Annotated in this window: 26 protein-coding genes; 10 read left to right on the top strand and 16 right to left on the bottom strand. The window is 64.0% G+C overall.

The genetic code is table 11. The annotated features are described in order from the left end of the window. Positions 1–28 precede the first annotated feature (28 nt). Positions 29–937 (top strand): DMT family transporter, encoded by a 909-nt coding sequence (locus tag EN861_RS12435; RefSeq protein WP_135863776.1) that lies wholly within the window; start codon positions 29–31, stop codon positions 935–937. Between the two features lie 167 nt (positions 938–1,104). Here EN861_RS12435 and EN861_RS12430 read toward each other — a convergent pair whose 3' ends face one another. Further along, the gene (locus EN861_RS12430; protein ID WP_127278709.1) at positions 1,105–1,959 is read right to left on the bottom strand and encodes a LysR substrate-binding domain-containing protein; all 855 of its coding nucleotides are present in this window, start codon (positions 1,957–1,959) and stop codon (positions 1,105–1,107) included. A gap of 113 nt (positions 1,960–2,072) precedes the next feature. Here EN861_RS12430 and EN861_RS12425 point away from each other — a divergent pair, with 113 nt between their 5' ends. The 4 genes from EN861_RS12425 (at position 2,073) to EN861_RS12410 (ending at position 6,474) form a co-directional block, all read left to right on the top strand. Beyond that, positions 2,073–2,480 carry a 4-oxalocrotonate tautomerase family protein gene (locus tag EN861_RS12425; RefSeq protein ID WP_127278710.1) on the top strand — a complete coding sequence of 136 codons (408 nt, stop codon included), beginning with the start codon at positions 2,073–2,075 and terminating at the stop codon, positions 2,478–2,480. A 98-nt stretch (positions 2,481–2,578) separates the two neighbouring features. Beyond that, positions 2,579–4,801: an AMP-binding protein gene (locus EN861_RS12420; protein ID WP_127278711.1), complete on the top strand. Its 2,223-nt coding sequence runs from the start codon at positions 2,579–2,581 to the stop codon at positions 4,799–4,801. Between the two features lie 187 nt (positions 4,802–4,988). Further along, positions 4,989–5,801 carry an NAD(P)H-binding protein gene (locus EN861_RS12415; protein ID WP_135863774.1) on the top strand — a complete coding sequence of 271 codons (813 nt, stop codon included), beginning with the start codon at positions 4,989–4,991 and terminating at the stop codon, positions 5,799–5,801. Continuing rightward, positions 5,785–6,474 carry a TetR/AcrR family transcriptional regulator gene (locus tag EN861_RS12410; RefSeq protein WP_135928191.1) on the top strand — a complete coding sequence of 230 codons (690 nt, stop codon included), beginning with the start codon at positions 5,785–5,787 and terminating at the stop codon, positions 6,472–6,474. The genes EN861_RS12415 and EN861_RS12410 overlap by 17 nt, the downstream gene beginning before the upstream one ends. Here the strand turns inward: EN861_RS12410 and pssA are convergent. The 3 genes from pssA to EN861_RS12395 all read right to left on the bottom strand — a co-directional run bounded on the left by pssA (position 6,471) and on the right by EN861_RS12395 (position 9,397). Further along, positions 6,471–7,217, bottom strand: coding sequence for a CDP-diacylglycerol--serine O-phosphatidyltransferase (gene pssA, locus EN861_RS12405; RefSeq protein ID WP_245464392.1), 747 nt, complete (start codon positions 7,215–7,217; stop codon positions 6,471–6,473). The genes EN861_RS12410 and pssA overlap by 4 nt on opposite strands. A gap of 75 nt (positions 7,218–7,292) precedes the next feature. Further along, positions 7,293–7,991, bottom strand: coding sequence for a phosphatidylserine decarboxylase (locus EN861_RS12400; protein ID WP_127278715.1), 699 nt, complete (start codon positions 7,989–7,991; stop codon positions 7,293–7,295). A 239-nt stretch (positions 7,992–8,230) separates the two neighbouring features. Next, entirely contained in the window at positions 8,231–9,397 is a 1,167-nt protein-coding gene (locus EN861_RS12395; protein WP_245511633.1) for a DUF4375 domain-containing protein, read from the bottom strand. Between the two features lie 337 nt (positions 9,398–9,734). On the opposite strand from EN861_RS12395, the gene EN861_RS12390 reads away from it, so the two are divergent. Further along, positions 9,735–10,607 carry an SMP-30/gluconolactonase/LRE family protein gene (locus EN861_RS12390; RefSeq protein WP_127871410.1) on the top strand — a complete coding sequence of 291 codons (873 nt, stop codon included), beginning with the start codon at positions 9,735–9,737 and terminating at the stop codon, positions 10,605–10,607. Here the strand turns inward: EN861_RS12390 and EN861_RS12385 are convergent. The 4 genes from EN861_RS12385 to EN861_RS12370 form a co-directional block, all read right to left on the bottom strand. Continuing rightward, positions 10,604–10,951: an antibiotic biosynthesis monooxygenase gene (locus tag EN861_RS12385; protein WP_127280728.1), complete on the bottom strand. Its 348-nt coding sequence runs from the start codon at positions 10,949–10,951 to the stop codon at positions 10,604–10,606. The genes EN861_RS12390 and EN861_RS12385 overlap by 4 nt on opposite strands. A 218-nt stretch (positions 10,952–11,169) precedes the next feature. Further along, positions 11,170–13,053, bottom strand: a complete 1,884-nt coding sequence (locus EN861_RS12380; RefSeq protein ID WP_135863772.1) for an ABC transporter ATP-binding protein/permease — start codon at positions 13,051–13,053, stop codon at positions 11,170–11,172. A gap of 25 nt (positions 13,054–13,078) precedes the next feature. Continuing rightward, positions 13,079–13,372, bottom strand: coding sequence for a metalloregulator ArsR/SmtB family transcription factor (locus EN861_RS12375; protein WP_127280730.1), 294 nt, complete (start codon positions 13,370–13,372; stop codon positions 13,079–13,081). Positions 13,373–13,505: 133 nt separating this feature from the next. Continuing rightward, on the bottom strand, positions 13,506–15,014 hold the full coding sequence (locus tag EN861_RS12370) for a LysM peptidoglycan-binding domain-containing protein (protein ID WP_135863770.1): 1,509 nt from the start codon (positions 15,012–15,014) through the stop codon (positions 13,506–13,508). A 125-nt stretch (positions 15,015–15,139) separates the two neighbouring features. Between EN861_RS12370 and EN861_RS12365 the strand changes: the two genes are divergently transcribed. Next, complete coding sequence (locus EN861_RS12365; RefSeq protein ID WP_127281002.1) at positions 15,140–15,751, top strand: TIGR00730 family Rossman fold protein; 612 nt, start codon at positions 15,140–15,142, stop codon at positions 15,749–15,751. Between the two features lie 46 nt (positions 15,752–15,797). Here the strand turns inward: EN861_RS12365 and EN861_RS12360 are convergent, their stop codons facing one another. Next, complete coding sequence (locus tag EN861_RS12360) at positions 15,798–16,697, bottom strand: LysR substrate-binding domain-containing protein (protein ID WP_135863768.1); 900 nt, start codon at positions 16,695–16,697, stop codon at positions 15,798–15,800. Positions 16,698–16,815: 118 nt separating this feature from the next. On the opposite strand from EN861_RS12360, the gene EN861_RS12355 reads away from it, so the two are divergent. The 3 genes from EN861_RS12355 to EN861_RS12345 all read left to right on the top strand — a co-directional run bounded on the left by EN861_RS12355 (position 16,816) and on the right by EN861_RS12345 (position 19,156). Further along, the gene (locus EN861_RS12355) at positions 16,816–17,106 is read left to right on the top strand and encodes a muconolactone Delta-isomerase family protein (RefSeq protein WP_127281229.1); all 291 of its coding nucleotides are present in this window, start codon (positions 16,816–16,818) and stop codon (positions 17,104–17,106) included. 159 nt (positions 17,107–17,265) lie between these two features. Then, on the top strand, positions 17,266–18,048 hold the full coding sequence (locus tag EN861_RS12350; RefSeq protein WP_127871406.1) for a glucose 1-dehydrogenase: 783 nt from the start codon (positions 17,266–17,268) through the stop codon (positions 18,046–18,048). A 109-nt stretch (positions 18,049–18,157) separates the two neighbouring features. After that, the gene (locus EN861_RS12345; protein WP_127281220.1) at positions 18,158–19,156 is read left to right on the top strand and encodes a transporter; all 999 of its coding nucleotides are present in this window, start codon (positions 18,158–18,160) and stop codon (positions 19,154–19,156) included. Here EN861_RS12345 and rarD read toward each other — a convergent pair. The 7 genes from rarD to EN861_RS12310 all read right to left on the bottom strand — a co-directional run bounded on the left by rarD (position 19,134) and on the right by EN861_RS12310 (position 24,310). Then, positions 19,134–20,060: an EamA family transporter RarD gene (gene rarD / locus EN861_RS12340; protein ID WP_127871405.1), complete on the bottom strand. Its 927-nt coding sequence runs from the start codon at positions 20,058–20,060 to the stop codon at positions 19,134–19,136. The genes EN861_RS12345 and rarD overlap by 23 nt on opposite strands. An 82-nt stretch (positions 20,061–20,142) precedes the next feature. Next, positions 20,143–21,765 carry a citramalate synthase gene (cimA, locus tag EN861_RS12335; protein ID WP_189343617.1) on the bottom strand — a complete coding sequence of 541 codons (1,623 nt, stop codon included), beginning with the start codon at positions 21,763–21,765 and terminating at the stop codon, positions 20,143–20,145. Positions 21,766–21,802: 37 nt separating this feature from the next. Further along, a complete protein-coding gene (gene pip / locus EN861_RS12330; protein WP_135863764.1) occupies positions 21,803–22,753 on the bottom strand; it encodes a prolyl aminopeptidase in 951 nt (316 codons plus the stop codon). Next, positions 22,750–23,226 carry a GFA family protein gene (locus tag EN861_RS12325; protein ID WP_127280640.1) on the bottom strand — a complete coding sequence of 159 codons (477 nt, stop codon included), beginning with the start codon at positions 23,224–23,226 and terminating at the stop codon, positions 22,750–22,752. The genes pip and EN861_RS12325 overlap by 4 nt, the downstream gene beginning before the upstream one ends. Then, positions 23,223–23,714 (bottom strand): GFA family protein, encoded by a 492-nt coding sequence (locus tag EN861_RS12320; RefSeq protein WP_127871402.1) that lies wholly within the window; start codon positions 23,712–23,714, stop codon positions 23,223–23,225. Before EN861_RS12320 ends, EN861_RS12325 begins: the two co-directional genes overlap by 4 nt. A gap of 24 nt (positions 23,715–23,738) precedes the next feature. After that, the gene (locus EN861_RS12315) at positions 23,739–24,125 is read right to left on the bottom strand and encodes a VOC family protein (RefSeq protein ID WP_135863762.1); all 387 of its coding nucleotides are present in this window, start codon (positions 24,123–24,125) and stop codon (positions 23,739–23,741) included. Continuing rightward, positions 24,122–24,310: a hypothetical protein gene (locus tag EN861_RS12310; RefSeq protein ID WP_135863760.1), complete on the bottom strand. Its 189-nt coding sequence runs from the start codon at positions 24,308–24,310 to the stop codon at positions 24,122–24,124. Before EN861_RS12310 ends, EN861_RS12315 begins: the two co-directional genes overlap by 4 nt. Positions 24,311–24,323 lie beyond the last annotated feature (13 nt).

The following is a 24,323-nucleotide window of genomic DNA, read 5'->3' as shown; positions in this document are numbered from 1 at the left end:
TCAGGATGGAGTGGCGTAGTCTCGCGGCATGACTGATGTGACAGCCACCACCGACACTATCGCCGAGCGCACGCTGGGCATCATCCTCGTGTCATCCTCGGCGGCTGTATTCGGGCTGACCGGTGTGCTGACCAAGTCGATCCATGCCGATCCGCTGACGATCACCTGCTGGCGCGGCTTTGTCGGCGCGATCCTGATCAGCCTTTACGTGCTGTGGCGCCGCCACCGTGCCGGCAACCGCGAACCGCTGCGGCTTGGCTGGCGCGGCTGGCTGCTGGCGGTGGAAGGCGCGCTGGCCAGCATCGCCTTCATTTCGGCGTTCAAGTTCACTTTCGTCGCCAATGTCGCGGTGATCTACGCGACCTCGCCCTTCATTGCCGCCGTGCTGGCCTGGATGCTGGTGCGCGAGCCGTTCCGCCTGCAGACCATGGTGGCGGCGGCCGTGTCGCTGTGCGGGGTTGCCATCATGGTGTGGTCGGGTTTCGGTACCGGCAATCTGTTCGGCGACGGACTGGCGCTGCTGATGACGGCCGGCAGCGCGCTCTACATGATCATGGTGCGCGCGTTCCGCGACACGCCGGCGGTGTGGGCCGGCGCGGTCTCCGCCTTCCTGTTGTTCATACTCGGCTGGTTCGTCACCGATCCCCTGGCGGTCTCGGCAAGGGACGCGGTTCTGCTTGCCACGTTCGGCGCATCCTTCGCGCTGGCTTCGATCCTGTGGACAGAAGGCTCGCGGCTCATCCCGGCGCCTGAATCCGGCCTGCTCGGCTCGGCGGAAGTGCCGTTCGCGATCCTGTTTGCATTTCTGTTCCTGGCCGAAATACCCCCGGTGGCGAGCTTGGTCGGCGGCGCGATCGTGCTCTGTGCCGTCTTTGCCCACGCCGGCCGCGACTGGCTGATGGCACGTTCGCAACGCCCGGTCTCAAATATTTCCTAAAAAAAAATTTCAAAGTCACGGAACCATCGCCGTGCTCAGACATTATTGGTGCGACGGGCCACCCCCCAAGTCCCCCCAAACCCCTCGGCCCGTCCCACTCCCAAGCCGACCGCAAGGTCGGCTTTTTCTTTGCCAAAAGGCTGTGACGGAATGCGGCCTTTTGGAAATCAACCGGAGAGAGCCAGGTTGTCACCCAGCAGCGCCGCCAGATCGCCCGCGGACGCATCGGCGCCGGCGCGCAGCCGGATCGCGAACTCAGCCATCGGCACCTGCGGCAGGCCAAGCTCGCGCGGTGCTTCGACAATGCCGGAATGGGCAAAGCGGGGGGTTCGCAAGGTCAGCGCCACGCCGGCATTCACCGCAGTGCGCAGTCCGGCAAGGCTGGCGCTGCCGGCGGCGATGCGATAGCGGCGGCCTGCGGCATCGAGCGCGGCGAGTGCCGCTTCGCGGAACCCGCAATAGGGATCAAGTAGCGCCAACGGCAATTCTTCCTGCCGCGAGGCCAGCCCCTTGCTCGAACACAGCCATATCATCGGCTCGCGCAGCACGCCGACCTCATCCGGCACCGCGGTCTGGCGCATGACGATCGCCAGATCGAGGCTGCCGGCCTGCAGCGCCTGCGCCAGTTCGGCGGAGCGGCCGACCCGCAGTTCGATCCTGACGCGCGGATGGCTGGAAGCGAAGGCTCGCAGCAGGTCCGGCAGGCCGCTATCGGCGAAATCCTGTGTCGTGCCTATGGCGACGCGCCCGGCAGCGCGTGCGCCTTTCAGCGCCAGCCACGCCTCGCGATGCACGGCAAGAATGCGCCTGGCATGGTCGACGAGGTCCTCGCCTGCCGGCGTCAGGCCGCGCCCCCTGCCCTGAGGCGCCAGAAGCGGCTCGCCGACGATCTCCTCCAGCCGCTGCATCTGGGCCGTCACCGCCGACGGCGACCGGCCGACATTAGCGGCTGCCTGCGCCAGCGAACCGCTGTCGACGAACGCAAGGAAGGTTCTGAGCAGGTCGGGATCGAGCGTTTCCATAATTCGATATTATCGAATCTTTGATTGAAAACAATTCGATTTTTTTGATTCCAAGATGATGGCATGGTCTCTCTAACGGCGACCGACGCCGCTAGAAACCAAGGAGAAGAAAAATGCCCATCATCAATGTCAGCGTCACCGGCAAGCCAGATGCCACCCTGTCCGCCAGCATCGCCAGGGAAGTAACCGAGATCACCGCCACGCATCTGCGCAAGGATCCGACTATCACCGCGGTGGCCGTGTCCTATCTCGATCCGCAGCACTGGTTCGCCGGCGGCAAGTCGCTCGCCGAGCACGGCACCAACACGTTCTGGCTCGACATCAAGGTGGTCGACGGCACCAACACCAAGCTCGAACTGGAAGCCTATCTCAAGGCGATCTTCGAAGCCTTTGGTCGCCTGCTTGGCGGCGTGCACCAGGAAAGCTATGCTTTCGTGCACGAGGTCCCGGCAGCCGCCTATGGCTATGGCGGCAAGACGCAGGAGTTCCGTTTCATCAGCGGGCGGCTGAAGGCGGCGTGAGGCCTTCCGCATTGACCTTGCGTCGACTTCCGCTAGGCTCTGCCCTCGAAGCGGCCTCACAAGAGCCGCGATGACAGAACCGTTGGGAGAGACGCGGCATGATCCTGACACTGGCGCTGCTTGCGGGCCTGGTCGTGGCATGGCTGCTGATCGGGGCGGTGGAGAAATTCCGCCTCGACCTGCGTTTCACGCAGGCGCTGCTCTACGTGCCGTTCAAACTCGCCTACCGGATCAGCGACAATCGCATCAGGGTCGCCCGCAAGGCGCAGGTGCCGGTCATCTATGTCATCTCGCACCAGTCGCGCTTCGAGCCGGCACTGATGCTTTCGCTGCTGCCGGACGACACGCTGCATATACTCGACGAGGTCTCGGCGCGCTCGCCATGGCTCGAGCCCTGGCGCGAACTCGGCCGCACCATTGCTTTCAACGCCGAACATGTCTTCGTCAGCCGCCGGCTGGTGCGCGTGCTGAAGGGCAAGGGCCGGCTGGCCGTCTATCTGCCCGATGCGGTCGAGCCCGACGTCAAGACGTTTCGGCTGTTTCGCGCCGTCACCCGCATCGCCATGCAGGCCGATGCCCGCATCGTGCCGATCTTTGTCGCCGGTGCACGCAGCTTGCCGGTCTCGCTGACGCCGGCGGACAAGGCACCGCGTCGCTGGTTTCCACGGCTGGCGATCAGTGTCCTGGAGCCAATGACGGTCGCCGAACTGGTGGCGCGCAACCCGGACCAGGCCTCGAACACCAATGCGCTGTTCGACCGTGTCGCCGAGGCCCGGCTTTTCGGCACCGACCTCGACCGCGGCCTGTTCCTGGCCATGCGCGACGCCGCCGACCGCGTCGGCGCCTCGCACACCATCATCGAAGATGTCATCTCGGGGGCCTTGAGCTACCGCAAGATGTTCATCGGCGCACGGGTGCTGGGCAGGCGCTTCGAGGCGGTGACGGCGCCGGGCGAAGCGGTGGGGGTGATGCTGCCCAACGCCAATGGCGTCGTGCTGTCGCTCGTCGGCCTTCTCTCGGCGGGCCGGGTGGCGGCGATGATCAACTACACGGCCGGGCCGGCAAGCGTCACCGCGGCGATCCGCACGGCCGTCATCCGCACCGTTGTCTCTTCGCGTGCCTTTGTCGAGAAGGCCGATCTCGCCGATATCGTCGCCGCGGCCGAAACGGGCGGCGCCCGGCTGCTGTGGCTGGAAGATTTGCGGACCAGCGTCACCACGCTGGACAAGCTTGCCGCCGCCTTGCTGTGGCGCCTGCCACTGCAACGGCAGGACGCGGCCAGGCCGGGCGTAACCCTCTTCACCTCGGGTTCGGAAGGCACGCCGAAGGCGGTCGTTCTGTCGCAAAAGAACCTTCTCGCCAATGCCATGCAGGCCGAGGCGCGGATCACCATTTCGCCGGCGGACATCCTGCTCAACGTGCTGCCGGTGTTCCATTCCTTCGGCCTGACGGGTGGCACCATCCTGCCGCTGGTCACCGGGGTAAAACTGTTCCTCTATCCCTCGCCCCTCCACTACAAGATCATCCCCGAGATCGCACGCAAGGTGAAACCGACCATCATGTTCGGCACCGACACGTTTCTCGCCAACTATGCGCGCACTGCCAAGGACGGGGATTTTTCCAGCCTGCGCTTCGTCGTTGCCGGCGCCGAGGCGGTGAAGCCAGACACCCGCCGCACCTATCGTGAACGCTTCCAGGCCGAGATCATCGAGGGCTTCGGGCTGACCGAGGCAGCGCCCGTGGTTGCCGTCAACACCGCGATCCACGGCCGAGACGGCACGGTCGGGCGGTTGCTGCCGGCCATCCGCATGAAGCTGGAGCCGGTCGAAGGCATCAATGATGCCGGCCAGTTGTGGCTCGACGGGCCGAACATGATGATGGGCTACATGACCGCGGACCGCCCCGGCGAACTGCAGCCGCTGACCGGCTGGCACGACACGGGCGACATCGTCGCCGTTGACCGCGAAGGCTTCATCACCATTCGTGGCCGCGCCAAGCGCTTCGCCAAGATTGCGGGCGAGATGGTGTCGCTGGGCGCGGTGGAGATGCTGGTGCAGTCGCTGTGGCCGGAAGAACACCATGCGGCGGTGGCGGTGCCGGACAAGAGGCGGGGCGAGCGCATCGTGCTGGTCACCACCGCAGACGAAGCAAGCGCCGAGGAGCTGCGGCAGTTCGGCAAAAAGGCCGGTGCGGCCGAACTGATGGTGCCCAACGACATCGTCAAGGTCGAGGAAATCCCGGTGCTCGGTTCGGGCAAGACCGACTATGTATCGACCAGGAAACTGGCGATCGACCGGCTGGGGCTTGGCGTGGCGGCTTAGTTGCCACCTACGCCCCCTTTCGAGGCCCGCTGTCGTCTTCGCATGACCAAGGACCGCGCCATCCTGCCGCAGCGATTCAGATGGACAAATCTAAGGTGAGAGAGTATTCACTCACTAAGGCAGGCTGAGCATGCATATTTCTGCCAGCGCGACATGACACCTCCTTTGCACGGCGAGGAGATCCAGCATGGCAAAGATCCTCGTCACCGGCGGCACCGGGCATCTCGGACACGATCTCGTGCCGGCACTGACCGCGTCCGGGCACACTGTCAGGTTGCTGGCCAGGGAAGCGAGGCTGGACCGCGCCGTCGAATGGGCGGTCGAATGGGCGCTTGGCGACCTCGCAACGGGCGAAGGCATTGATGATGCCCTTGGCGGCGTCGATACGGTCATCCATGCCGCAACGTTGTCGCCGATCGCCAGGCGCGGTATGCGGCCGATCGATTTCTTCTCCAGTCCGTCGGATGTCGACGTCGAAGGCACGCGGCGGCTGCTTGCCGCATCGCAGCGCGCCAATGTCTCGCATTTCATCTTCGTGTCGATCGTCGGCCTCGACTTCAGCACCCTGCCCTATAGCCGCGTGAAGCTGGCGGGCGAGCAGCTTGTGCGAGAGTCGCCACTTTCGTGGCCGGTCATCCGCGCGACGCCATTCTTTTACCTTCTGGCGCAGATGCTGGCCGGGCTGAGATGGCTGCCGGTCTGGCTGCTGCCGACTTCGCCCTCAAATCCTGTCGATACACGCGATGTCGCCAGATATCTGGCCCAGGCTGTCAGCGACGGGGAACGCGGTGTCCGCCCGCAGATCGGCGGACCCGAGGTGATGCCGTTCTCGACATTCGCTCGACAATACCGGGATGTGCTCGGGCTCCGGCGCCTCATTCTGCCGTTTCCGGTGAGTCGAAAGATAAGCCTTGCCTTGGGCCTGGTCGAAACCAGCGAACGGCTGGGAGAAAGAACATGGAAGGCATGGCTTTCCGAGCAGGGTGGATGCGCGCCGTGAGCGATCCTACGATTTCGCGCGAGAATGGTACTGTCGGGCGCCGAATCTCCACCACCAGGATCGAGTGACAGGAATAGCCATGAAGCCGCCATCCGCCGGACGCGAGCGCATTTTACGCGAAGCCATTCGCCTGTTCGCCGAGCGCGGATATGACCGGACCAGCGTTCCCGAAATTCAGGAAGCCGCCGGCCTGTCGCGTGGCTCGGGTGCGCTCTACAAGCACTTTCCCTCAAAGGAGGCGCTGCTTGCCGCGGCAATCGACCGGTTTGTTGGAACGGCGCGGGAAGGACGCGCCGAGCTTGGCGAACAGGTGCTTCCTGTCGATCAGGGGGCGCGGCGGATCGTGGAGAGCATGCTGGAAAAACTCGGCGCGAATCGCGACGTGCTCAGAATCCTGTGGCGCGATCTTGAGCCCTTTCCGGAATTGAAAGCCTCGGCGCGTGGCGAGATCATGCAGAGCACGTACCACGCAGTCGCCGAATGGTTGCGGGAGCGCCAGCGCCAGGGCGAACTGCGTCCCCATGACAGCGACGCGGTCTCCGCCGTCATCGTCGGCAGCGTCGCCATGTTCCGCGTCTTCGAAGCGATCTGGGCCGAGCGCTCGATCGAGGTCAGCGACGAACGCTTCGCGTCCGCCTGGACCGATTTGTTGGTCCGTGGTCTGCGACCCTAACCTATATCCGAAGGCGGCACCTTCTCGCCTTCCAGCCTGGCGCGCTTGGAGTAGGCACGCACGGAAAACGGCAGGAAGATCAGATAGCCCGCGACCGATGCCGTCAGCGTGTACCAGGGATAGGTCATCAGCAGGAGGATATAGAGCACGACGGCGAGGATGACCGGCAGCACCCTGTCGCCAGGGATCTTGACGCTCTTGCCGGAATAGACCGGCAACCGGCTGACCAGCAGGAAGGCGACCAGGATGGTGAAGCCGGTGGCGACGAAGGCGGCCGGCCGGCTGGGCTCCGCCCCAAGGCGCAGGAAATAGAGATAGAGCGGCAGCATCACCAGCACGGCGCCAGCAGGCGCCGGCACACCGACGAAATATTCACTCTGCCATATCGGGCGCTCGGCCTTCTCGTCGTCGAGCACGTTGAAGCGCGCCAGCCGCAAACCACAGGCGATCGCGAACAAAAGTGCCGCGATCCAGCCCGGCGAGCCGGCACGGTCGAGCAGGAAGGCATAAAGCACCAGCGCTGGCGCGACACCGAAATTGACGATGTCGGCCAGCGAATCCATCTGCGCGCCGAATTTGGAGGTGGCTTTCAGCATTCGTGCCAGGCGACCGTCGATGCCGTCGAGGAAGGCGGCAAGCAGCACCATGACAACGGCGGTTTCAAAGCGGTTTTCGAAGGCAAAGCGGATGCCGGACAGGCCGGCGCAGATGGCAAGCACGGTGACGAGGTTGGGCAGCACCATGCGCATCGGGATCTCGCGGATGCGGGGACCGCCGCTGGCATGGGCCTCGAATTTTTTATACTGCGTGCCCACCGGTCAGGAAATCCGTACGAGGGGCGTGCCGGCGATGCCGCCGAATTCGGCCAGCACCGTTTCGCCGCCGACGGCCGTCTGGCCGACGGCAACGCGCGGCGTGGCGGTCAAAGGCAGGAACACGTCGACACGCGAGCCGAAACGGATCAGGCCGAAACGCTCGCCGGTGCCGATCGAAGCGCCGGCCTCGGTCCAGCAGACAATGCGGCGCGCCACCAGGCCGGCGATCTGGACTGCCGCCACCGTACCGTTGGGGCTCTCGATGACCAGCCCATTGCGCTCGTTTTCGGTGCTCGCTTTATCCAGTTCGGCATTGAGGAACTTTCCAGGGCGATGCTCGATCTTGGCGATGCGGCCGCGCACCGGAGAGCGGTTCACGTGGCAGGAAAAGACGTTCATGAACACGGAGATGCGGGTCATCTCGACATTGCCGAGGCCAAGCTCGCGCGGTGGCACGGCAGGCCCCACCGCCGAAATGATGCCGTCGGCGGGGCTTACCACCAGGCGATCGTCGACAGGCGTGACGCGCTCGGGATCGCGGAAGAAATAGACGCACCAGGCGGTCAGGATCAGGCCGACCCAGAACAGGATCGAGGAGAAATAGCCGAGGAACAGCGTCGCCGCGCCAAAGGCCGCGATGAAGGGATAGCCTTCGCGATGGATCGGTACGAACGCGTTCTTGACCGTGTCGACAAGGCTCATGGGCTGGGGGCGGTCCCTGTTTCAGGTCCGGCCTCAATAGCGGAAACACCCCCTGCCCGCAACGCGACAATCGGCGGCGCGAGTTTGTCGCCAGCTTTCGCCGCGATGGCGACCCGTGCTGGTCGTCGAGCAGAGCGGCACCGGCAAGTGGCATCGCTCAGCGCCGCCACGCCGATGAAGTGTTCTTCTCGAGTAAGCAATGGCAGCTGAAGGGCCTGCTCGGATCCACCACGAACAATTTATTCGCCAGCTGCCGCGGTGAGGTCAAAATACTCCTGAAGCTCATTTCGATGAACCTCCGCAAGACTTTCTTCGTGGTCGCCGCGGAGCAGCACGCCACGATCCGGGTACGACTGGAAGAGAAAAGCGTGACCACCAGCCATCACCACCCAATTCACAACCGGCCCCTCCGCACGCTGAACGACCGAATTCGCCGAAACGATAGCCTTGGTCGGATCGACCCCAATCTTTCGCAACAGAAGATCGACGGCAACCGGCGCATGATACTCCTCCGCTAGCTCAATCACTTTTGCTACCATTTGCCCGTCCGCGTACCCGAGCCTGCGGCCAACGCGCGGCGCGCCGGCTGTGAATAGGTTTTCACCGGGGCGAATAATCGCTGGTGCCTCTGGAGGTATGCACTCATAAAATGCTGCGTGGCTGCCCGTTGCAACGCACAGGCGAGGCTCATTCGAATTGGTCCGGAGTTGAAAAACCAATTGCTTCTCGCCATCGACATCCAGCATCCTGGCCATGCCCAGCAACAATCTGACCTCCGGCGGCGTTGCATTGGCGCAAGCGAGACTGACTCCCACGTTCCGAGCGCTGATCATCTGACCGACCAGCTCGGCGATCGATTGATGGAGGAGCCGAGGTTCACGACGAGGATTGGCCATTGCCAACTGAAGTATGGCCTCATCGAAGGTCTCGTCTTCGACAACTCGCAGGTCAGGCCAGGACACGATCCAGCGCGCCAACAGCTCGATCATTGGTGAAGCTTCGTCGGCGTCGTAGAACGCATGGTCAAGTGTATCGAGAAAATCGTCGCGGCCGCCCTCGAAGCCAGTCTGTTCTTCGGCCTCGTCAGGGTGATCGGCGACCCAGGTGGACATCTTTTCGAGAGCCGCCAATTGCCCTTTTGCGCCAATGGCCGTCAGAGCCGCGCGGGCGTTTGCAACCATAGCGTCGAACTCCTCGCCGGCATTATGGATGAATTGACTATGGCCACCGTTCTTTACCTCCGCCGAATACAAATCAGCATGGGAGACCTGCATCGCCTTCGGGTTAATCTCCCATTTACGGTAAAGCCCCTCGGAAACCATGCTTTGGATGAACTTCTCAACAGCGAAGACGACTTCGAAAGGTTCTTCGTTCGCCTCATCTACGATCGACCGGGGCACGATCACCGGCAACAAGAACCGGGGTCTCGATGCATGCCTCGCTGCTGGAGACTGGACACCAGACGAAGCCTGGGCGATTCTCTTGGATATTCTGGAGAAAAAGCCAAACATTCAAAAATCCCTAAGTGCTAGGAAAAACTTCCCACGGGTTATTGTGACGAAACAATATCGGCAGCACAATGGGATATAGGAATTCAAACCTGAGCTATCGGGACCTCAAAGTGAGGGGCAGCGTTCCGGCCAACGAAAATGCTGACGCTGAAGTCGGGACACCCATCCCCCGCCCGTCCTTGATGAGACGACGCCGTCTTGCAAGCCGTCGTCCAACAAGGAGTTCCTCGCTATGCAGAACCACGCTCTTCACCCGCTTCCCCAGCGTCTCATTGCCACCGGTCTCGCCTTCGGCGAATCGCCGCGCTGGCATGACGGACGCCTGTGGGTCTGCAACTGGGGCACCGGCGAGATCATCGCTGTGGACGAAGGCGGCAAGAGCGAGGTCATGCTCACCATCCCGGCCGTGCTGCCCTACTCCATCGACTGGCTGCCGGATGGCCGGCTGCTGGTGATCGCGGGCCGCGAAGGCCTGCTGTTGCGGCAGGAAGCCGATGGCTCGCTCGTCACCCATGCCGATCTGCGAGCCCTCTCCAAAAGCCCATGGAACGAGATCGTCGTCGATGGACGCGGCAACATCTATGTCAATGGCGGCGGGCCGGCGCCGGCTGCCGGCGAGCATTTCGGCCCCGGCACCATCGTGCTGATCACGCCGGAGGGCACGATCGGCCAAGTGGCTGACAGCATCGCCTTCGCCAATGGCATGGCGGTGACGCCCGACAACAAGACGCTGATCATCGCCGAATCCCATGCCAGCCGGCTCACCGGTTTCGACATCGCCGCCGACGGCACTATGTCCAATCGGCGCGTCTGGGCCGCGCTAGACGGATATCCCGATGGCATCTGCCTCGATGCCGAAGGGGCGGCCTGGTACGCCGACGTGCCCAACAAACACTGCGTGCGGGTGCGCGAAGGCGGCGACGTCTTGCAGACCGTCACCGCCGATCGCGGCTGCTTTGCCTGCATGCTGGGCGGTGCGGACAGGAAAACGCTATTCATCACCGCCGCCGAATGGCGCGGCTTCGAGCACATGGTCAGCGATGCCCGCACCGGCCAAGTGCTCGGCATTAAAGCGCCGGCACCCGGTGTCGGCTGGCCGGGCTAGAGCCCAGGAACCCGCTGATAGTTGGCGATGTCGGCCCTGACGCCGAGCCGGGCGAGCGTCTCCTGCGGGTTGAAGGCAACGCGTTCTTGCGCCGCCTTGACGATCGGCACGACCTTGTCGACGGCCGCCTGGCTTTCCCATTCGACGATCGTCACCAGATTGAATTCACCTGGCCCCGAAAATTGCTCTAGCAGGAAATCCTGCACGAAACCCTGCTGCTGGCGCAGCAATTCGTGTGTCGTCCTGACCTTGCTAAGGATCTCCTCGCGCGCGGCGGCGGGTACGACGAACTTGTCGACCCTGAACACGCTGCTGCCGTTAACGTTCTGATTCGTAACGCTCATATCCATTTGTCTCGTCCTCGAGGATGCTGTTTCGCGGCTCTCGAGCGACGGTCTACAATCTCAACTTAAGTTGAGGTCAAGCAGGATTCTCGATTGATTTGTGGAAAGGCCCAGACAGCGGCGCCTGCTCCGAAAGAAACCGGAGATGACCGCGGGACAGCCCCCCTCTGCCTTGCCGGGCATCTCCCCCACAAGGGGGGAGATTGGCACTCCACCGACTACGACACTTCCGACGTGCGCCTGCGCACGACGACACCCAGTTCGTCGCTTTCGCGGGCAATGCGCAGCCGCTCCTCGGCCTCGGTCGCCTCGCGCTGGCGGTCCCACATCGAGGCGTAGAGGCCGTGCTTTCGCATCAGCTCGACATGGGTGCCGCGCTCGGCGATCTGGCCATCCTTGAGCACGATGATCTCGTCGGCCGAAATCACCGTCGACAGGCGGTGGGCGATGACGATGGTGGTGCGGCCTTTGCTGACCAGGTCGAGCGCGGCCTGGATCTCCTGTTCGGTGTGGCTGTCGAGCGCCGAAGTGGCTTCGTCGAGCATCAGGATGGGCGGCGCCTTCAGGATGGTGCGCGCGATCGCCACGCGTTGCTTCTCGCCACCGGAAAGTTTCAGCCCGCGCTCGCCGACCATCGACTTGTAGCCGTCCGGCAGCTTCTCGATGAACGGTCCGATCTGGGCGAGTTCGGCGGCCTTGCGCACCTCCTCCTCGCCGGCGCTGACACGGCCGTAGCGGATGTTGTAGGCGATGGTGTCGTTGAACAGCACCGTGTCCTGCGGCACCATGCCGAGCACCGCGCGCAGGCTGTCCTGCGTCACATCCCTCACATCCTGGCCATCGATCAGCACCTGGCCACCCTGCACGTCGTAGAAGCGGAACAGCAGCCGCGAGATGGTCGACTTGCCCGCCCCCGACGGCCCGACAATGGCAACGGTCTTGCCGGCCGGCACCTCGAAGGAGACGCCCTTCAGGATCTTGCGGTTCGGATCGTAGGAGAAGTGGACGTCGCGGAACTCGACCTTGCCGGCGCTCACGGCCAGCGGCTTGGCGTTGGGCTTGTCGACGATCTCCTGCGGCACGTCGAGCAGATCGAACATGTGCTCGATGTCGGTCAACCCTTGCCGGATCTCGCGATAGATGAAGCCGATGAAGTTGAGCGGCACGGAAAGCTGCACCAGCATGGCATTGATGAAAACGAAATCGCCGACGCTCTGGGTGCCGGCCTGCACCTCCAGCGCCGACATGCACATGACGACGACCGTGCCGACGCCGAAGATGAAGCCCTGGCCGAAGTTCAGCCAGCCGAGCGAGGTCCAGGTCTTGGTGGCGGCGATCTCGTAACGCGCCATCGAGCGGTCGAAGCGCTCGGCCTCCATGCGCTCATTGGTGAAATACTTGACCGTCTCGAAATTGAGCAGCGAGTCGATCGCCTTGGTGTTGGCGTCGGTGTCGCTGTCGTTCATGTCGCGGCGGATCGAGATGCGCCAGTCGCTCGCCTTGACCGTGAACCAGACGTAGAGGCAGACGGTGATCGCCACCACGGCCACGTATTTCCAGCCATAGGTGAAACCGAATATGCCGGCGGTCAGCGCGAATTCGAGGATCGTCGGCGCCGTGTTCAGCATGATGAAGCGCACGATCGTCTCGATGCCCTTGGTGCCCCGCTCGATGATGCGCGACAGGCCGCCGGTGCGGCGCTCCAGGTGAAAACGCAGCGACAGCTGATGCATGTGCACGAAGGTGCGGAAGGCGAGCTGACGCACCGCATGCTGGCCGACCCGGGCAAAGAGAGCGTCGCGCAGCTGGTTGAAGCCGAGCTGGACAAGCCTCAGCACATTATAGGCAATGACCAGCATCACCGGGGCGAGCATGAACGACGGCAGCGGCGGGGGCGATTTGAAGCCTCCCGCCAGCGCATCGGTTGCCCATTTGAAGAAATAGGGACCGGCGACCAGCGTCACCTTGGCCACGACCAGCAACAGCGTCGCCCAGGTCACCCGCGCCCTAAGGTCGGCGCGGTCGGCCGGCCACATATAGGGCCAGAGGTTACGCAATGTCGTGAGTGTCGAGGTGTCGGCGGAGACGGTTTTTTCGGCCACTTTTCTTGCCTTTTGGGTGAGAGGATCAGCGGCCGGAGCAGCAGGAATTGATGAGCGCGCCGAGCGACGCCGATACGTCGGCAAGTGCCGCGCGATCGACGGCATAGCGCGATCGTTGACGATCGGGCTCGAAGCGGACAAGGCCGGCCTCGACCAATATTTTCAGATGCTGGGAGATGGTCGACTGCGCCAGATCGAAATGGTCGACAACCTCACGGCAGCAGCAGGAATTGCTGGCGGACAGATGCCTCAGTATCTCGATCCGCGCCGGATGCGCAAGCGCTGCGAACCGCGCCGCGACAAGGCGGCTGTCCGGCATGCAGCCAGGCGCCGCCGAGGCGGCGTGGTCTGATACGGGGATGTATTCTGTCATCGTTCATCGGCGATAGACGATGAGCGATGACAGGGCAAGCTAGGCCGATGGGTAGATCGCCGGAATTGCCGATCTCTCGCTATTGCGTCTTCGCCGGTGCAGTGGTCGCCTGCTCGCCCATCGCCTTGAGGTCGGCGGCTTCACCTTCCTTCGACTTTTCCGGGACTTTGAATACCTGCCCCGGCCAGATGCGGTTCGGATTCCTGATCTGGTCCTGGTTGGCGAGGTATATGGTGGAGTAGCGCACGCCGTGACCATAGACGCGCCTTGAAATCCGCCACAGCGTATCGTTACGCCGAATGACGACCGCGCCGTCGGCATGTTCGAGCTTGGGCGACACGACTTCGGGCACGTCGCTTGGCGGCGTGGCTGCCGCGACAACGGCCGGTGCCGGGGCCTCTGCGGCTGGTGCGGACTCCGCCGGAGCAGCAGCGGCAACAGCAGGCGCCGCAGCGGCTGGTGCCTCCGCGGCAGCAGGCGCAGCGGGCTTGGTCTCTGCCGGCTTGGTCTCGGCCGGCTTGGTCCCGGCTGGGGCAACGGCGGCGACCGCCTCGCCCGGCTCGCGCTCGAAGGGTACGGCGGCGCGAGCCACCACCTTCACGCCGTCGGCATCGAGGCCGTCGACATGGATGGTATAGCTGCCGACCGGAATGTCGCGCGTCGCCTCGACCAGAAAATGGCCGTCCGGCGACGTCTGTGCGTCGCCGAGCAGAATGTCGTTGGCATAGGCGCGCACCTTGCGGCCCGGATCGGCGAGGCCGGCGACAAAAATCTTGTTGCCGTCGATTTCGACCGCCTCGACGACGATCTTGGGTTCAGCCACAGCCGGCGCGGCCGGTGCCGCCGGAGCGGGTTGTGCCTCAACCACGGCTGGCGCGGTCGGCGCCGGCGCGGCGGGCGCTGGAGCGACCGTCGCGGGCGCTTCAGCAGCTTGGTCGCCGGTTGCCGGCGCCGGCTTTGTCTCGGGTGTCGGAACCGTCAACAGTTCGGCCGGCTTGCCCGGCTCCTCGACCATGGCCAGCACCTGGCCAGCCGCATTCGCGGGCACCGAGACCACGGCAGTCTGCGCCGAGGCGGTCACGACCGTGCCGACGGTCGAACGCAGCGCGATCGTATAGTCGCCGGGCTTCAGCGGATCGTCGAGCACGATGACAAAGGCGCCATCGGGACCAGCCACCGTCGAGCCGATCACCGTTGAGCCGTTGAGGATTTCGACCTTCGAGTTGGGCACCGCCTTGCCGGCAACGACGATCGAGCCGTTGCTCTCGACGCGCACGACGTCGAAAGTCGGCGCGATCGGACCCGCCGTCGCGGGCGCCGCAGGCGCCGCCGCATCGGTTGCGGGTGCTGCCGGGGCTGTCGCCTGGGGTGCCGCGGCCGGAGCGGCCGGCACCGCCGGAGCCGGCAGCCGCCCTTCCGTGCCGGGGTCGGCGGGTTTCGGCGCCGCGGGCGGCGTCAAGGCCGCCACTTGCGCCGGCGGCGCGGGATGAAGATACGGGTCGAGCGCGCCCGATACATAGGCGGTTCCCGCCGCCGCGACGGTCCCACCCGCCGCGAACAGGAACGCCTTCAATGGATTAATTGCCATATTTCCCTACCCCTTAGCCACCTAACGCCGGTCTAGCGTGTTTTGCCAAAGCCGACAAGAAAAAGCCCGCCCTTGTCAGCCTTTGGGCTTGACCAGGCTTCCAGACCCAATCACCAATCATCCGTATGAACACGATTCGATCCGTCTGCGTCTATTGCGGCTCGTCTCCGGGCCGCGATGAAATCTATGTCAAGGCCGGCCATCTGCTTGGACGCTCAATTGCCAAGGCAGGGCTGCGGCTGGTCTATGGCGGCGGCACCAAAGGCATCATGGGCGCTGTCGCCGAAGGCGCGCTCAAGGCCGGCGGCAAGGTGACCGGCATCATTCCGCGCTTCCTCATCAACAGGGAAGCCACCGAAACCGCGCTTGACCGGCTCGACGAGTTGTTGATCACCGACAACATGCACGAGCGCAAACATAAGATGTTCGAGAAATCCGACGCCTTTGTGGCGCTGCCCGGCGGCATAGGCACAGTCGAGGAAATCGTCGAGATCATGACCTGGGCGCAGCTCGGCCATCACCGCAAGCCGATCGTCTTCGGCAATGTCAACGGATTCTGGGACCCGATGACGGCGTTGCTTGATCACATGGCTGGGGAAGGCTTCATTCACACCGCTCAGCGTGTGAAGCCGCTGGTCGTCAACGACCCCGAGGCCATCGTCGCCGCCATCATGGTGGCCGGGTCGTCGGTCGACGCACCGACGGAAGGCGTCCAGTCGGTGATCGACAAGATGTAGAGCTAGGGGGCAGTACGTTTGCATTGCCCGAGCGCACGCTTTTCCCCTACTCCCTACTCCCCTCCCTCCGAGCAGCCTCCCGCAGATCGGCGATAACCGCGCGCCGGTCCTGCCGTCGCCAGGCGAGATGAATGGAAACCATGCGCCCGAACCACGGCATGTCGCGGAACAGGATCGAGGGCGGCGCGGCAGTGCGCAGGCTTGCCTGCACGGTGGCGAGACCAAGGCCAGCGCTGACAAGGCCGAGCGAGGTCAGCGGGTCGGCCGTTTCATAAGCGATATCGGGTACGAAGCCAGCCTCGGCGCAAGCGGCGAGGAACTGGCCACGATTGGTGTCGTCGGGCTGGCGCACCACGGTGATCCAGACGCGGCCGTCGAGATGGTGCGGCTGGATATCAGCCACATCGGCCAGCGGATCGTCTTCGGGAATGGCCAGCACCAGCGGCTCGTGGCGCAGCGGCGTGCTGGCGATATCGGGATCGTCGGCAGCCGCGGGAGAATACACCAGACCAAGATCGAGCGAGCGCTGCCGAAGCCCCTCCATCTGCGCCGCCGAGCGCAGGCTTCTCAGCTGCAGGTGAAAATCCGGCCGGTCGCGGCGGAACTGGCGCAGCATGCCGGCGACAAGCCCGGCATGAACCGCACCCTCGACATAGCCGATGGCAAGGCGCCCGGTGGAACCGCTGGCCAGGTTGCGGCCAAGCTCCTCCAACCGGCTCGCATTCGACAACAAGGCACGGGCCTCGGTCAGGAAGGCGCGGCCCTCGGCATTGAGATGAACGCGCTGCTTTGCCCGCTCGAACAGGGCGACGCCAAGCTGTTGCTCCAGCTGCATGATCTGCCGGCTGAGCGGCGATTGCGAGATATGCAGCAATTCGGCGGCTCGACCGACATTGCCGGTTTCGGCGACGGTGACGAAATATCTGATCTGGCGCAGGTCGAACATTTTTGCTCCTCGAAACCCAAGTCCTCTCAGGTCTCAACTTTAGCCTAATCAGTCTTGGACAGTCTGACCATGCGGCGCGATATCTCCTGCCATCAACCACTGACAACAGGAGATCGAAATGCAATTCCTTGCCCTTCTCACCCGCAACACGGAAAAGTTCACCGACGCGGATTTCGCACCCGTTCTGCCTGACGAGGCCGAACAGCGCCGCACCCTCTATGCGGAAGGCTCCGTGCGCCAGATCTGGAATCGCGGCGACATTCCCGGCAGCGGCATGATGTTCGAAGCCGGCAGCGACGCCGATGTGCGCGGCCATCTCGCCACTCTGCCGCTGGTCAAGGCCGGCATGATGGATATTGCCGCGATCGTGCCGCTCAACCCCTATCCGGGGTTCGGGCCGAAGCGCTGAGGCTGACGGCCGCGACAACCGAGGCCGCCAGCCGGGCGCCAAGGCGACAAAGCGCCTTGCATGTCATCAAGTCACGCGGCACGCTGGTGCTGCCGCTTGCCGAGGCCAGACGGGCCTTCGCGCTGGCGGGCGACAGATCGCGACCGATAAAGGTGCAAATTGCATTCGACTGACTATCTCGGCCGCCTGTTCGGCCTCGAAGGCAAGCATGCCTTCATAACCGGCGCCAGCCGCGGCCTGGGCCTGGCCTTCGCGGAAGCGCTTGCGAGCGCCGGCGCTCGCGTCACGATCGGCGGCCGCAAGGCCGACGATCTGAAAGTGGCCGCAGACAGGCTGCGCGCCGCGGGCCATTCGATCGCGGAAGCGGTCATCGACGTGACCGACACACAGTCGGTCGACAAGGCGGTCGCGGCAGCGGAAACGGGCACCGGACCGATCGACATCCTGGTCAACAATGCGGGCATCCAGCGCCGGGCGCCGCTGGAAAGCTTTAGCGACGCCGACTGGGACGCGCTGATGGCCACCAACCTGGACGGCGTGTTCAAGGTGAGCCGGGCCGTCGTAAAGGGCATGATCGCTCGCCAAAGGGGAGCGATCATCAACGTCTCCTCGGTGCAGAGCGTGCTCGCGCGCCCTTCGATCGCGCCTTACGCGGCGAGCAAGGGCGCCATCACCATGCTGACCAGGTCGATGGCCGGCGAATGGGGCCAGCACGGCGTGCGCGTCAACGCAATCGCGCCGGGCTATTTCAGGACCGAGCTCAACGCCGCGCTGGTCGCCGACGAGAAATTCTCCGCCTGGCTGACGGGCCGCACGCCGATGCGGCGCTGGGGCGAGGTGCAGGAGCTTGCTGGAGCCGCCGTGTTCCTGGCTTCCGACGCCGCCAGTTTCGTGAGCGGACAGACACTGCTGGTGGATGGCGGGATCACCAGCGTCCTGTAGGAACGCGCGCCGTCACGAAACAGTCACACTAAATCGGGGATGCCATGCTAGAAATCGGACCTGGCCGCCCCCCGCGACCCCGACCGCATCAGAGACCGGCGAAGCCGCCATGAATATCGCCCTCCCCGCCGAAGGCACCGACCTGTCGCCTTACCTGCCAGATGAGCACGGGCTGTTCTTCATCTACCACTTTACCGCCGAGGGCGCGCGCACCAGGGATGCCGCCGCCGCGCACTGGACATGGCGCAGCTACCAGCTTTCCGACATGCGCGCCCGCCACGAGATCGGCGCCGATAAGGCCTTGCCGGCGCCGGTGCGCGAAGCCTTCCTGGGCGCCAGCCATGGCTGCCATATCGACCTCGAGGATGACTGGCTCTACGGCGATCTGCCGGACCTGCGCCATGATTATTCGGCGGAAGCCGGCGGGCTTGGTCATTTCCGCTTCGCCCTCAACGACACGATGCTGGTCGGCGCCCGCAAGCAACCGCTGCAATCGGTCGACAACATCCGCAAGGCGATCGAGAACGGATCGCGCAAGTTCCGCTCGCCGGCCGAGCTGATCGAGGCTGTCGTCGGGCAGTCGTTCGACGGCATGGCGACGGAACTGGCGTCACTCAGCGACAGTCTCGACGGCATCGAGGACCGTATCGTCTGCGACGCATGGCACAATGAGCGGCAGGCGCTGGTCGATGCGCGCCGGCACCTGGTGGTCATCCACCGGCAGATGGCGACGCTGACAAATCTGTTTCGCCACCTCGACCATTCGCACCGCAACGACCTGCCGGATTCGATCAACGACATGGCAGCGCGGCTTTCGCACCGCGCCCAGACGCTGCACTATGACGGCGAGCAATTGCAGGCGCGCACGCGGTTGCTGCAGGACGAGCTGATGGCCAAGCTGACGACGCAGTCGAACCGGCTGCTCTATGTGCTCTCGGTGATGACGGCGGTGCTGTTGCCGATGACCATCATCTCGGGCCTGTTTGGCATGAATGTCGGCGGCCTGCCGCTGGTCAACACCCCATTGGGCTTCTGGGTGGTCACCGCCGTATCGCTGCTGATCGCGGGCGCGACCTATCTTTTCGTCAGACGGCTCGGACAGATGTAGCCCGGCGCGCCGTCGCCAGCATGGACCAGGAATAGATCGCAAGCGCCGCCCAGATCAGGGCAAAGGCGATAGCCTGCGTTGTGCCGAACGGCTCGTCGAAGATCAGCACGGCAATCAGAAACACCATGGTCGGCGCTATGTACTGCATGATGCCGATGGTCGAGAGGCGCAGCAGCTTGGCGCCGAAGGCGAACAGCAGCAGCGGCACGGCGGTCACCGGCCCGCAGCCGATGAGCAGCGCGGTGTCGGTGCCATTGCTGGAGACGAAATGGTCCTGTCCGGTGGCGATCAGGAAGACGATGTAGCCCAGCGCCGGCACCGACAGCAAAAGCACTTCGAGCAGGAAACCCTGGCTGGGGCCGATCGGCAGCGTCTTGCGGAAGAAGCCGTAGGCGGCGAAGGAAAACGCCAACGCCAGCGACACCCAGGGCAGCTTGCCGCCATCGATCGTCAGTACGGCGACGGCAACCGCGGCAAGCGCCACCGCCGCGATCTGCAGCCGGTCGAGCCGTTCGCCAAGCAGCAGCGCGCCGACCACGACGTTGACCAGCGGGTTGATGTAATAGCCGAGGGCTGTCTCGACGGTGCGGTCGACGGCGATCGCCCAGACGTAAATGCCCCAGTTTACCGAAATCAACGCCGCCGTCAGCGCCGCCATGGCGATGGTACGGGGCGAGCGGATCGCCGCCTTGAAATCGGCCGTGCGGCCGGCCCAGACCAGGACCGCCGCGGCAATCGGCAGCGACCAGACGATGCGATGTGCAATGACCTCGGCAAGCGGCAGATGCGCCACCGCCTTCATGTAGAAGGGCAGCAACCCCCACAAGAGATAAGCGCCCAGCGCCAGCAAGAAGCCGCGGCGGGCTTTTGAATCTGTATCGGAGGCAATTGCTTCAGCGGCCATGGCCCAACGCTATGGCCCAGTAACCTTGGCAAGACCATCGCAAAGTTCTGATGGATCAATGGACTTTCGCTGATGGTTCAACTTACTCCGCAGCCACCAGCCCCGCCATCTCGCGGTTCTTCATCAGCTTGTAGATGATTGAATCCATCAGCGCCTGGAACGATGCGTCAATAATGTTTTCGGAGACACCGACCGTCCACCAGCGGGCGCCGGTGCCGTCATGCGATTCGATGAGCACGCGGGTGATGGCCTCGGTGCCGCCATTGAGGATACGCACCTTGAAGTCGGCGAGTTCGAGATCGGCGATCTCGTTCTGGTATCTGCCGAGATCCTTGCGGAGCGCGATGTCGAGCGCGTTGACCGGGCCATGGCCCTCGGCCACCGACATCTTCTCCTCGCCCTCGACCAGCACCTTGACCACCGCTTCCGATACCGTCTTCAACTGTCCGTTGGCATCGAAGCGGCGCTCGATCATGCAGCGGAACGAGGTGACGTGGAAGAACTCGGGCAGGCCATGCAGCATCTTGCGCGCCAGGAGTTCGAAGGAGGCGTCGGCGCCCTCATAGGCATAGCCCGACGCCTCACGCTCCTTGACCACGGATATCAGGGCGTCGAGCCGGTGATCGTCCTTCGGCACATCGATGCCGCGCCGCTTCAACTCGGCGAGGAAATTGGCCTTGCCGCCCTGGTCAGAGACCATGACGCGGCGACGGTTGCCCACGGATTCCGGCGGCACGTGCTCATAAGTCGCCGGCTCCTTGGCAAGCGCGGAAGCATGAATGCCGGCCTTGGTGGCAAAGGCGGACGAGCCGACATAGGGGGCCTGCGCTTCCGGGGCACGGTTCAACAATTCGTCGAAGGCGCGGGACAGCCTTGAGATGCCGGTCAGCGATTCGGCTGAAATTCCAGTCTCGAAGCGGTCGGCGAAAGCCGGCTTCAGCGCCAGCGTCGGCACGATGGAGATCAGATTGGCGTTGCCGCAGCGCTCGCCAATGCCGTTCAGCGTGCCCTGGATCTGACGCACGCCGGCTTCGACGGCGGCAAGGGAATTGGCCACCGCCTGGCCGGTGTCGTCATGGGCGTGGATGCCGAGATGCTGGCCCGGGATGCCCGCGGCGATGACCTTTTCAACGATTGCCCGCACTTCGGAGGGCTGCGTGCCGCCATTGGTGTCGCAAAGCACCACCCAGCGCGCGCCGGCATCATAAGCTGTCTTCGCGCAGGCAAGCGCATAGTCCGGGTTGGCCTTGAAGCCGTCGAAGAAATGCTCGCAATCGACCATTGCTTCCTTGTCCGAAGCGACTGATGTCTCGACGGACACCTTTATGCACTCGAGGTTCTCCTCGTTGGTGCAACCGAGCGCGACGCGAACATGGTAATCCCAGCTCTTGGCGACGAAGCAGATGGCGTCCGATTTCGACTGGACGAGTGCCGCCAGTCCCGGATCGTTGGAGGCGGAGACCCCAGCCCGCTTGGTCATGCCGAAAGCGACGAATTTGGCGCGTGCCGTGCGCTTTTGCTGAAAGAAGGCGGTATCGGTCGGGTTGGCGCCGGGATAGCCACCTTCGACATAGTCGAAGCCGAACTCGTCGAGCAGTTTGGCAATCGCGATCTTGTCCTCGACCGAAAAGTCGATGCCCGGCGTCTGCTGGCCATCGCGCAGTGTGGTGTCGAAGAGATAGAGGCGTTGTTTTGTCATGGCCATAGCTCGAAAAGTCGTAGCAGAGCGCAGTCAGGCACTGTCATTTACCTGCATATTTGTCCGTCGCGCGGATCAGCTGATCGAGGATGCCCGGCTCCGAATAGGCATGGCCGGCACCCTCGATCAGATGAAAGTCCGCCTTGGGCCAGGCCTTGTGCAGCGCCCAGGCGTAGCGCGCCGGGCACGGCATGTCGTAGCGGCCATGGACGATGGTGCCCGGAATGTCCTTGAGCTTTCCGGCATCGCGCAGCAACTGCCCCTCCTCCAGCCACCCGGCGTGGACGAAATAGTGGTTCTCGATGCGGGCAAAGGCGACGGCGTAGTCGTCCTCGCCAAAGGGACCGCTGGTTTCAGGCTCCGGCAGCAGGGTGATCGTCTCGCCTTCCCAGAGGCTCCAGGCGCGGGCGGCCTCGATCCGCATCTTGCGGTCGGAGCCGACCAGCCGCTTGCGGTAGGCGCCCATCATGTCGCCGCGCTCGGCCTCGGGAATCGGCGCCAGGAAACGTTCCCACTTGTCGGGGAACATCTCTGAGACGCCGAACTGATAATACCATTCAAGCTCAGCGCGGGTCAGCGTATAGATGCCGCGCACCACCAGTTCGCTGACGCGATCAGGGTGTGTCTCGGCGTAGGCGAGCGCCAGTGTCGAGCCCCAGGAACCGCCGAACACGAGCCATCTATCGAAGCCGGCCATTTCGCGCAGGCGTTCGATGTCGGCAACGAGATGCCAGGTCGTGTTGGCCTCCAGCGAGGCATTCGGCGTCGACTTGCCGCAGCCGCGCTGATCGAACAGGATGACATCGTAAAGCTTGGGGTCGAACAGCCGCCGGTGTTTTGGCGAAATGGTGCCGCCCGGCCCGCCATGCAGGAACACCGCCGGCTTGGCGCCCTTGGTGCCCGACCGCTCCCAATAGACCTGATGGCCATTACCGACGTCGAGCATGCCCGAGTCGAACGGTTCGATTTCCGGATAGAGGGTGCGCAAGCTCATAGTTTCAGGCCCTGTTGCGGCCAATTGGCCGTTTCGTGATCGGGATGTTGGAAGGAGATGATCTGCTCCTGTCGCGCGTAATAGTCTGGATCCTGGTGGACGGGTTGCTCGAAGATCGTCTCCACCCAAGGCAGCCGTGCCGCATAGTTGACCTGGATCCGCGGCGCCAGATCGGAGCGGTCGTCGAAGGCGCCGATGGCGATCTCGAGCCCGCCGGGCTGCCGGTAGGTCAGCGGCGTGCCGCACCGGGCGCAGAAGCCGCGATCGATGTTGACCGACGACTGGAAATAGCTGGGCTCCTCACGGGTCCATTCGACACCATCCTTGGGCACCGTCACCAGCGCGCCGAAGAAGGAACCGAACTGTTTCTGGCACATCCGGCAATGGCAGATGGATGGGCGTCCCAGCGCGCCCTTGATGCGGAAGCGCACGGCGCCGCATTGGCAGCCGCCGGTTCGGACTGTCTCGGTCATGGTCTTTCCTCCGGCGGCCATTGGTCGGTGTCGTGGTCGGGATGCTGATAGGAGATGAGCTCGGCGAGATAGGGGGCCGAGCCCATATCCGCCATCGTGTCCTCGCCCGGCAATCGCGGAATGGAATCCACGTAGGGCAGTTTCGCCTCCGTGCCCCATTGGATGGTCGGCGCGATACCAGCCGGATCGTCGAAGGCGGCGATCGCCAGCGCCATGCCGTCGGGCGCCTCGAAGGTCAGCGGCGTGCCGCATTCGGCGCAGAAGCCACGCCAGGCCGCATTGGAGGACCGGAACCGCTTGGGCTCGCCGCGCGTCCAATCGACCTTGGCGCCGCGCACCGAGACGAGCGGCAGGTAGAAATTGCCGCTCGCCTTCTGGCACATGCGGCAGTGGCAGACCGAGGCGTCACCAAGCGCGCCTTCGACGCGAAAGCGCACCGCGCCGCACTGGCAGCCGCCCGTATAGACCGGCCGATTGTCGAGGCTCATCGACTTTCACTCCGATCCATGGGCTCACTCCGGATCATGGCAGACCGCCTCGACATTGTTGCCGTCGGGATCGAAGACGAAGGCGCCGTAGTAGTTGGGGTGATAGTGCGGGCGCAGGCCCGGTCCGCCATTGTCCTTGCCGCCGGCTGCAAGGGCGGCGGCATGGAAGGCGTCGACCTCGGCGCGGCTGCGCGCGGTGAAGGCGACGTGCTGGTGATCTCGGGGCTTTTCGCTGGCCGCGCTCAGCCAGAACACTGGCCGGTCGCGGCCATAACCGCCGACCCTGGCGCCACCGGTGTATTCCTGCGGCACCATGTAAAGCAGCGAGGCACCCAGCGGCGCCATCGCCTTGTCGTAGAAGGCTTTTGAATTGTCGAAATCAGACACGGTGATGCCGAGATGGTCGATCATGGAACGAGTTCCTCCGTTGCCGGTTCGCTCGCCGGCATTTCAGCATCGGCCAGGCCGGCCTCGATGACGATGTGCTGGCAGACATTGTCGATATCGCGGATCACGTCGTCGTTCCAGAAGCGCAGCAGCCTTGGCGGGCTGCCGGCACCTTGGACTGTCGAGATCAGCTCTCTACGGCCCGCCAACCTCTCCACTCCG

The sequence above is a fragment of the Mesorhizobium sp. M8A.F.Ca.ET.218.01.1.1 genome (assembly GCF_004791165.1).
GTDB lineage: Bacteria > Pseudomonadota > Alphaproteobacteria > Rhizobiales > Rhizobiaceae > Mesorhizobium.
The sequence above is the reverse complement of the archived record's forward strand: the minus strand, read 5'-3'. Positions and strand labels throughout refer to the sequence as shown.

Bases quoted from the DNA above. Each gene is read 5' to 3' on its own strand.
- EN861_RS12325 (WP_127280640.1), bottom strand. From the start codon at position 23,226: ATGACCGAGACAGTCCGAACCGGCGGCTGCCAATGCGGCGCCGTGCGC.
- EN861_RS12420 (WP_127278711.1), top strand. From the start codon at position 2,579: ATGATCCTGACACTGGCGCTGCTTGCGGGCCTGGTCGTGGCATGGCTG.
- EN861_RS12355 (WP_127281229.1), top strand. From the start codon at position 16,816: ATGCAATTCCTTGCCCTTCTCACCCGCAACACGGAAAAGTTCACCGAC.
- EN861_RS12390 (WP_127871410.1), top strand. From the start codon at position 9,735: ATGCAGAACCACGCTCTTCACCCGCTTCCCCAGCGTCTCATTGCCACC.
- EN861_RS12365 (WP_127281002.1), top strand. From the start codon at position 15,140: ATGAACACGATTCGATCCGTCTGCGTCTATTGCGGCTCGTCTCCGGGC.
- EN861_RS12415 (WP_135863774.1), top strand. From the start codon at position 4,989: ATGGCAAAGATCCTCGTCACCGGCGGCACCGGGCATCTCGGACACGAT.
- EN861_RS12430 (WP_127278709.1), bottom strand. From the start codon at position 1,959: ATGGAAACGCTCGATCCCGACCTGCTCAGAACCTTCCTTGCGTTCGTC.
- pip (WP_135863764.1), bottom strand. From the start codon at position 22,753: ATGAGCTTGCGCACCCTCTATCCGGAAATCGAACCGTTCGACTCGGGC.
- EN861_RS12360 (WP_135863768.1), bottom strand. From the start codon at position 16,697: ATGTTCGACCTGCGCCAGATCAGATATTTCGTCACCGTCGCCGAAACC.
- EN861_RS12345 (WP_127281220.1), top strand. From the start codon at position 18,158: ATGAATATCGCCCTCCCCGCCGAAGGCACCGACCTGTCGCCTTACCTG.
- rarD (WP_127871405.1), bottom strand. From the start codon at position 20,060: ATGGCCGCTGAAGCAATTGCCTCCGATACAGATTCAAAAGCCCGCCGC.
- EN861_RS12425 (WP_127278710.1), top strand. From the start codon at position 2,073: ATGCCCATCATCAATGTCAGCGTCACCGGCAAGCCAGATGCCACCCTG.
- EN861_RS12320 (WP_127871402.1), bottom strand. From the start codon at position 23,714: ATGAGCCTCGACAATCGGCCGGTCTATACGGGCGGCTGCCAGTGCGGC.
- pssA (WP_245464392.1), bottom strand. From the start codon at position 7,217: ATGGTGCTGCCCAACCTCGTCACCGTGCTTGCCATCTGCGCCGGCCTG.
- cimA (WP_189343617.1), bottom strand. From the start codon at position 21,765: ATGGCCATGACAAAACAACGCCTCTATCTCTTCGACACCACACTGCGC.
- EN861_RS12315 (WP_135863762.1), bottom strand. From the start codon at position 24,125: ATGATCGACCATCTCGGCATCACCGTGTCTGATTTCGACAATTCAAAA.
- EN861_RS12385 (WP_127280728.1), bottom strand. From the start codon at position 10,951: ATGAGCGTTACGAATCAGAACGTTAACGGCAGCAGCGTGTTCAGGGTC.
- EN861_RS12435 (WP_135863776.1), top strand. From the start codon at position 29: ATGACTGATGTGACAGCCACCACCGACACTATCGCCGAGCGCACGCTG.
- EN861_RS12370 (WP_135863770.1), bottom strand. From the start codon at position 15,014: ATGGCAATTAATCCATTGAAGGCGTTCCTGTTCGCGGCGGGTGGGACC.
- EN861_RS12400 (WP_127278715.1), bottom strand. From the start codon at position 7,991: ATGAGCCTTGTCGACACGGTCAAGAACGCGTTCGTACCGATCCATCGC.
- EN861_RS12375 (WP_127280730.1), bottom strand. From the start codon at position 13,372: ATGCCGGACAGCCGCCTTGTCGCGGCGCGGTTCGCAGCGCTTGCGCAT.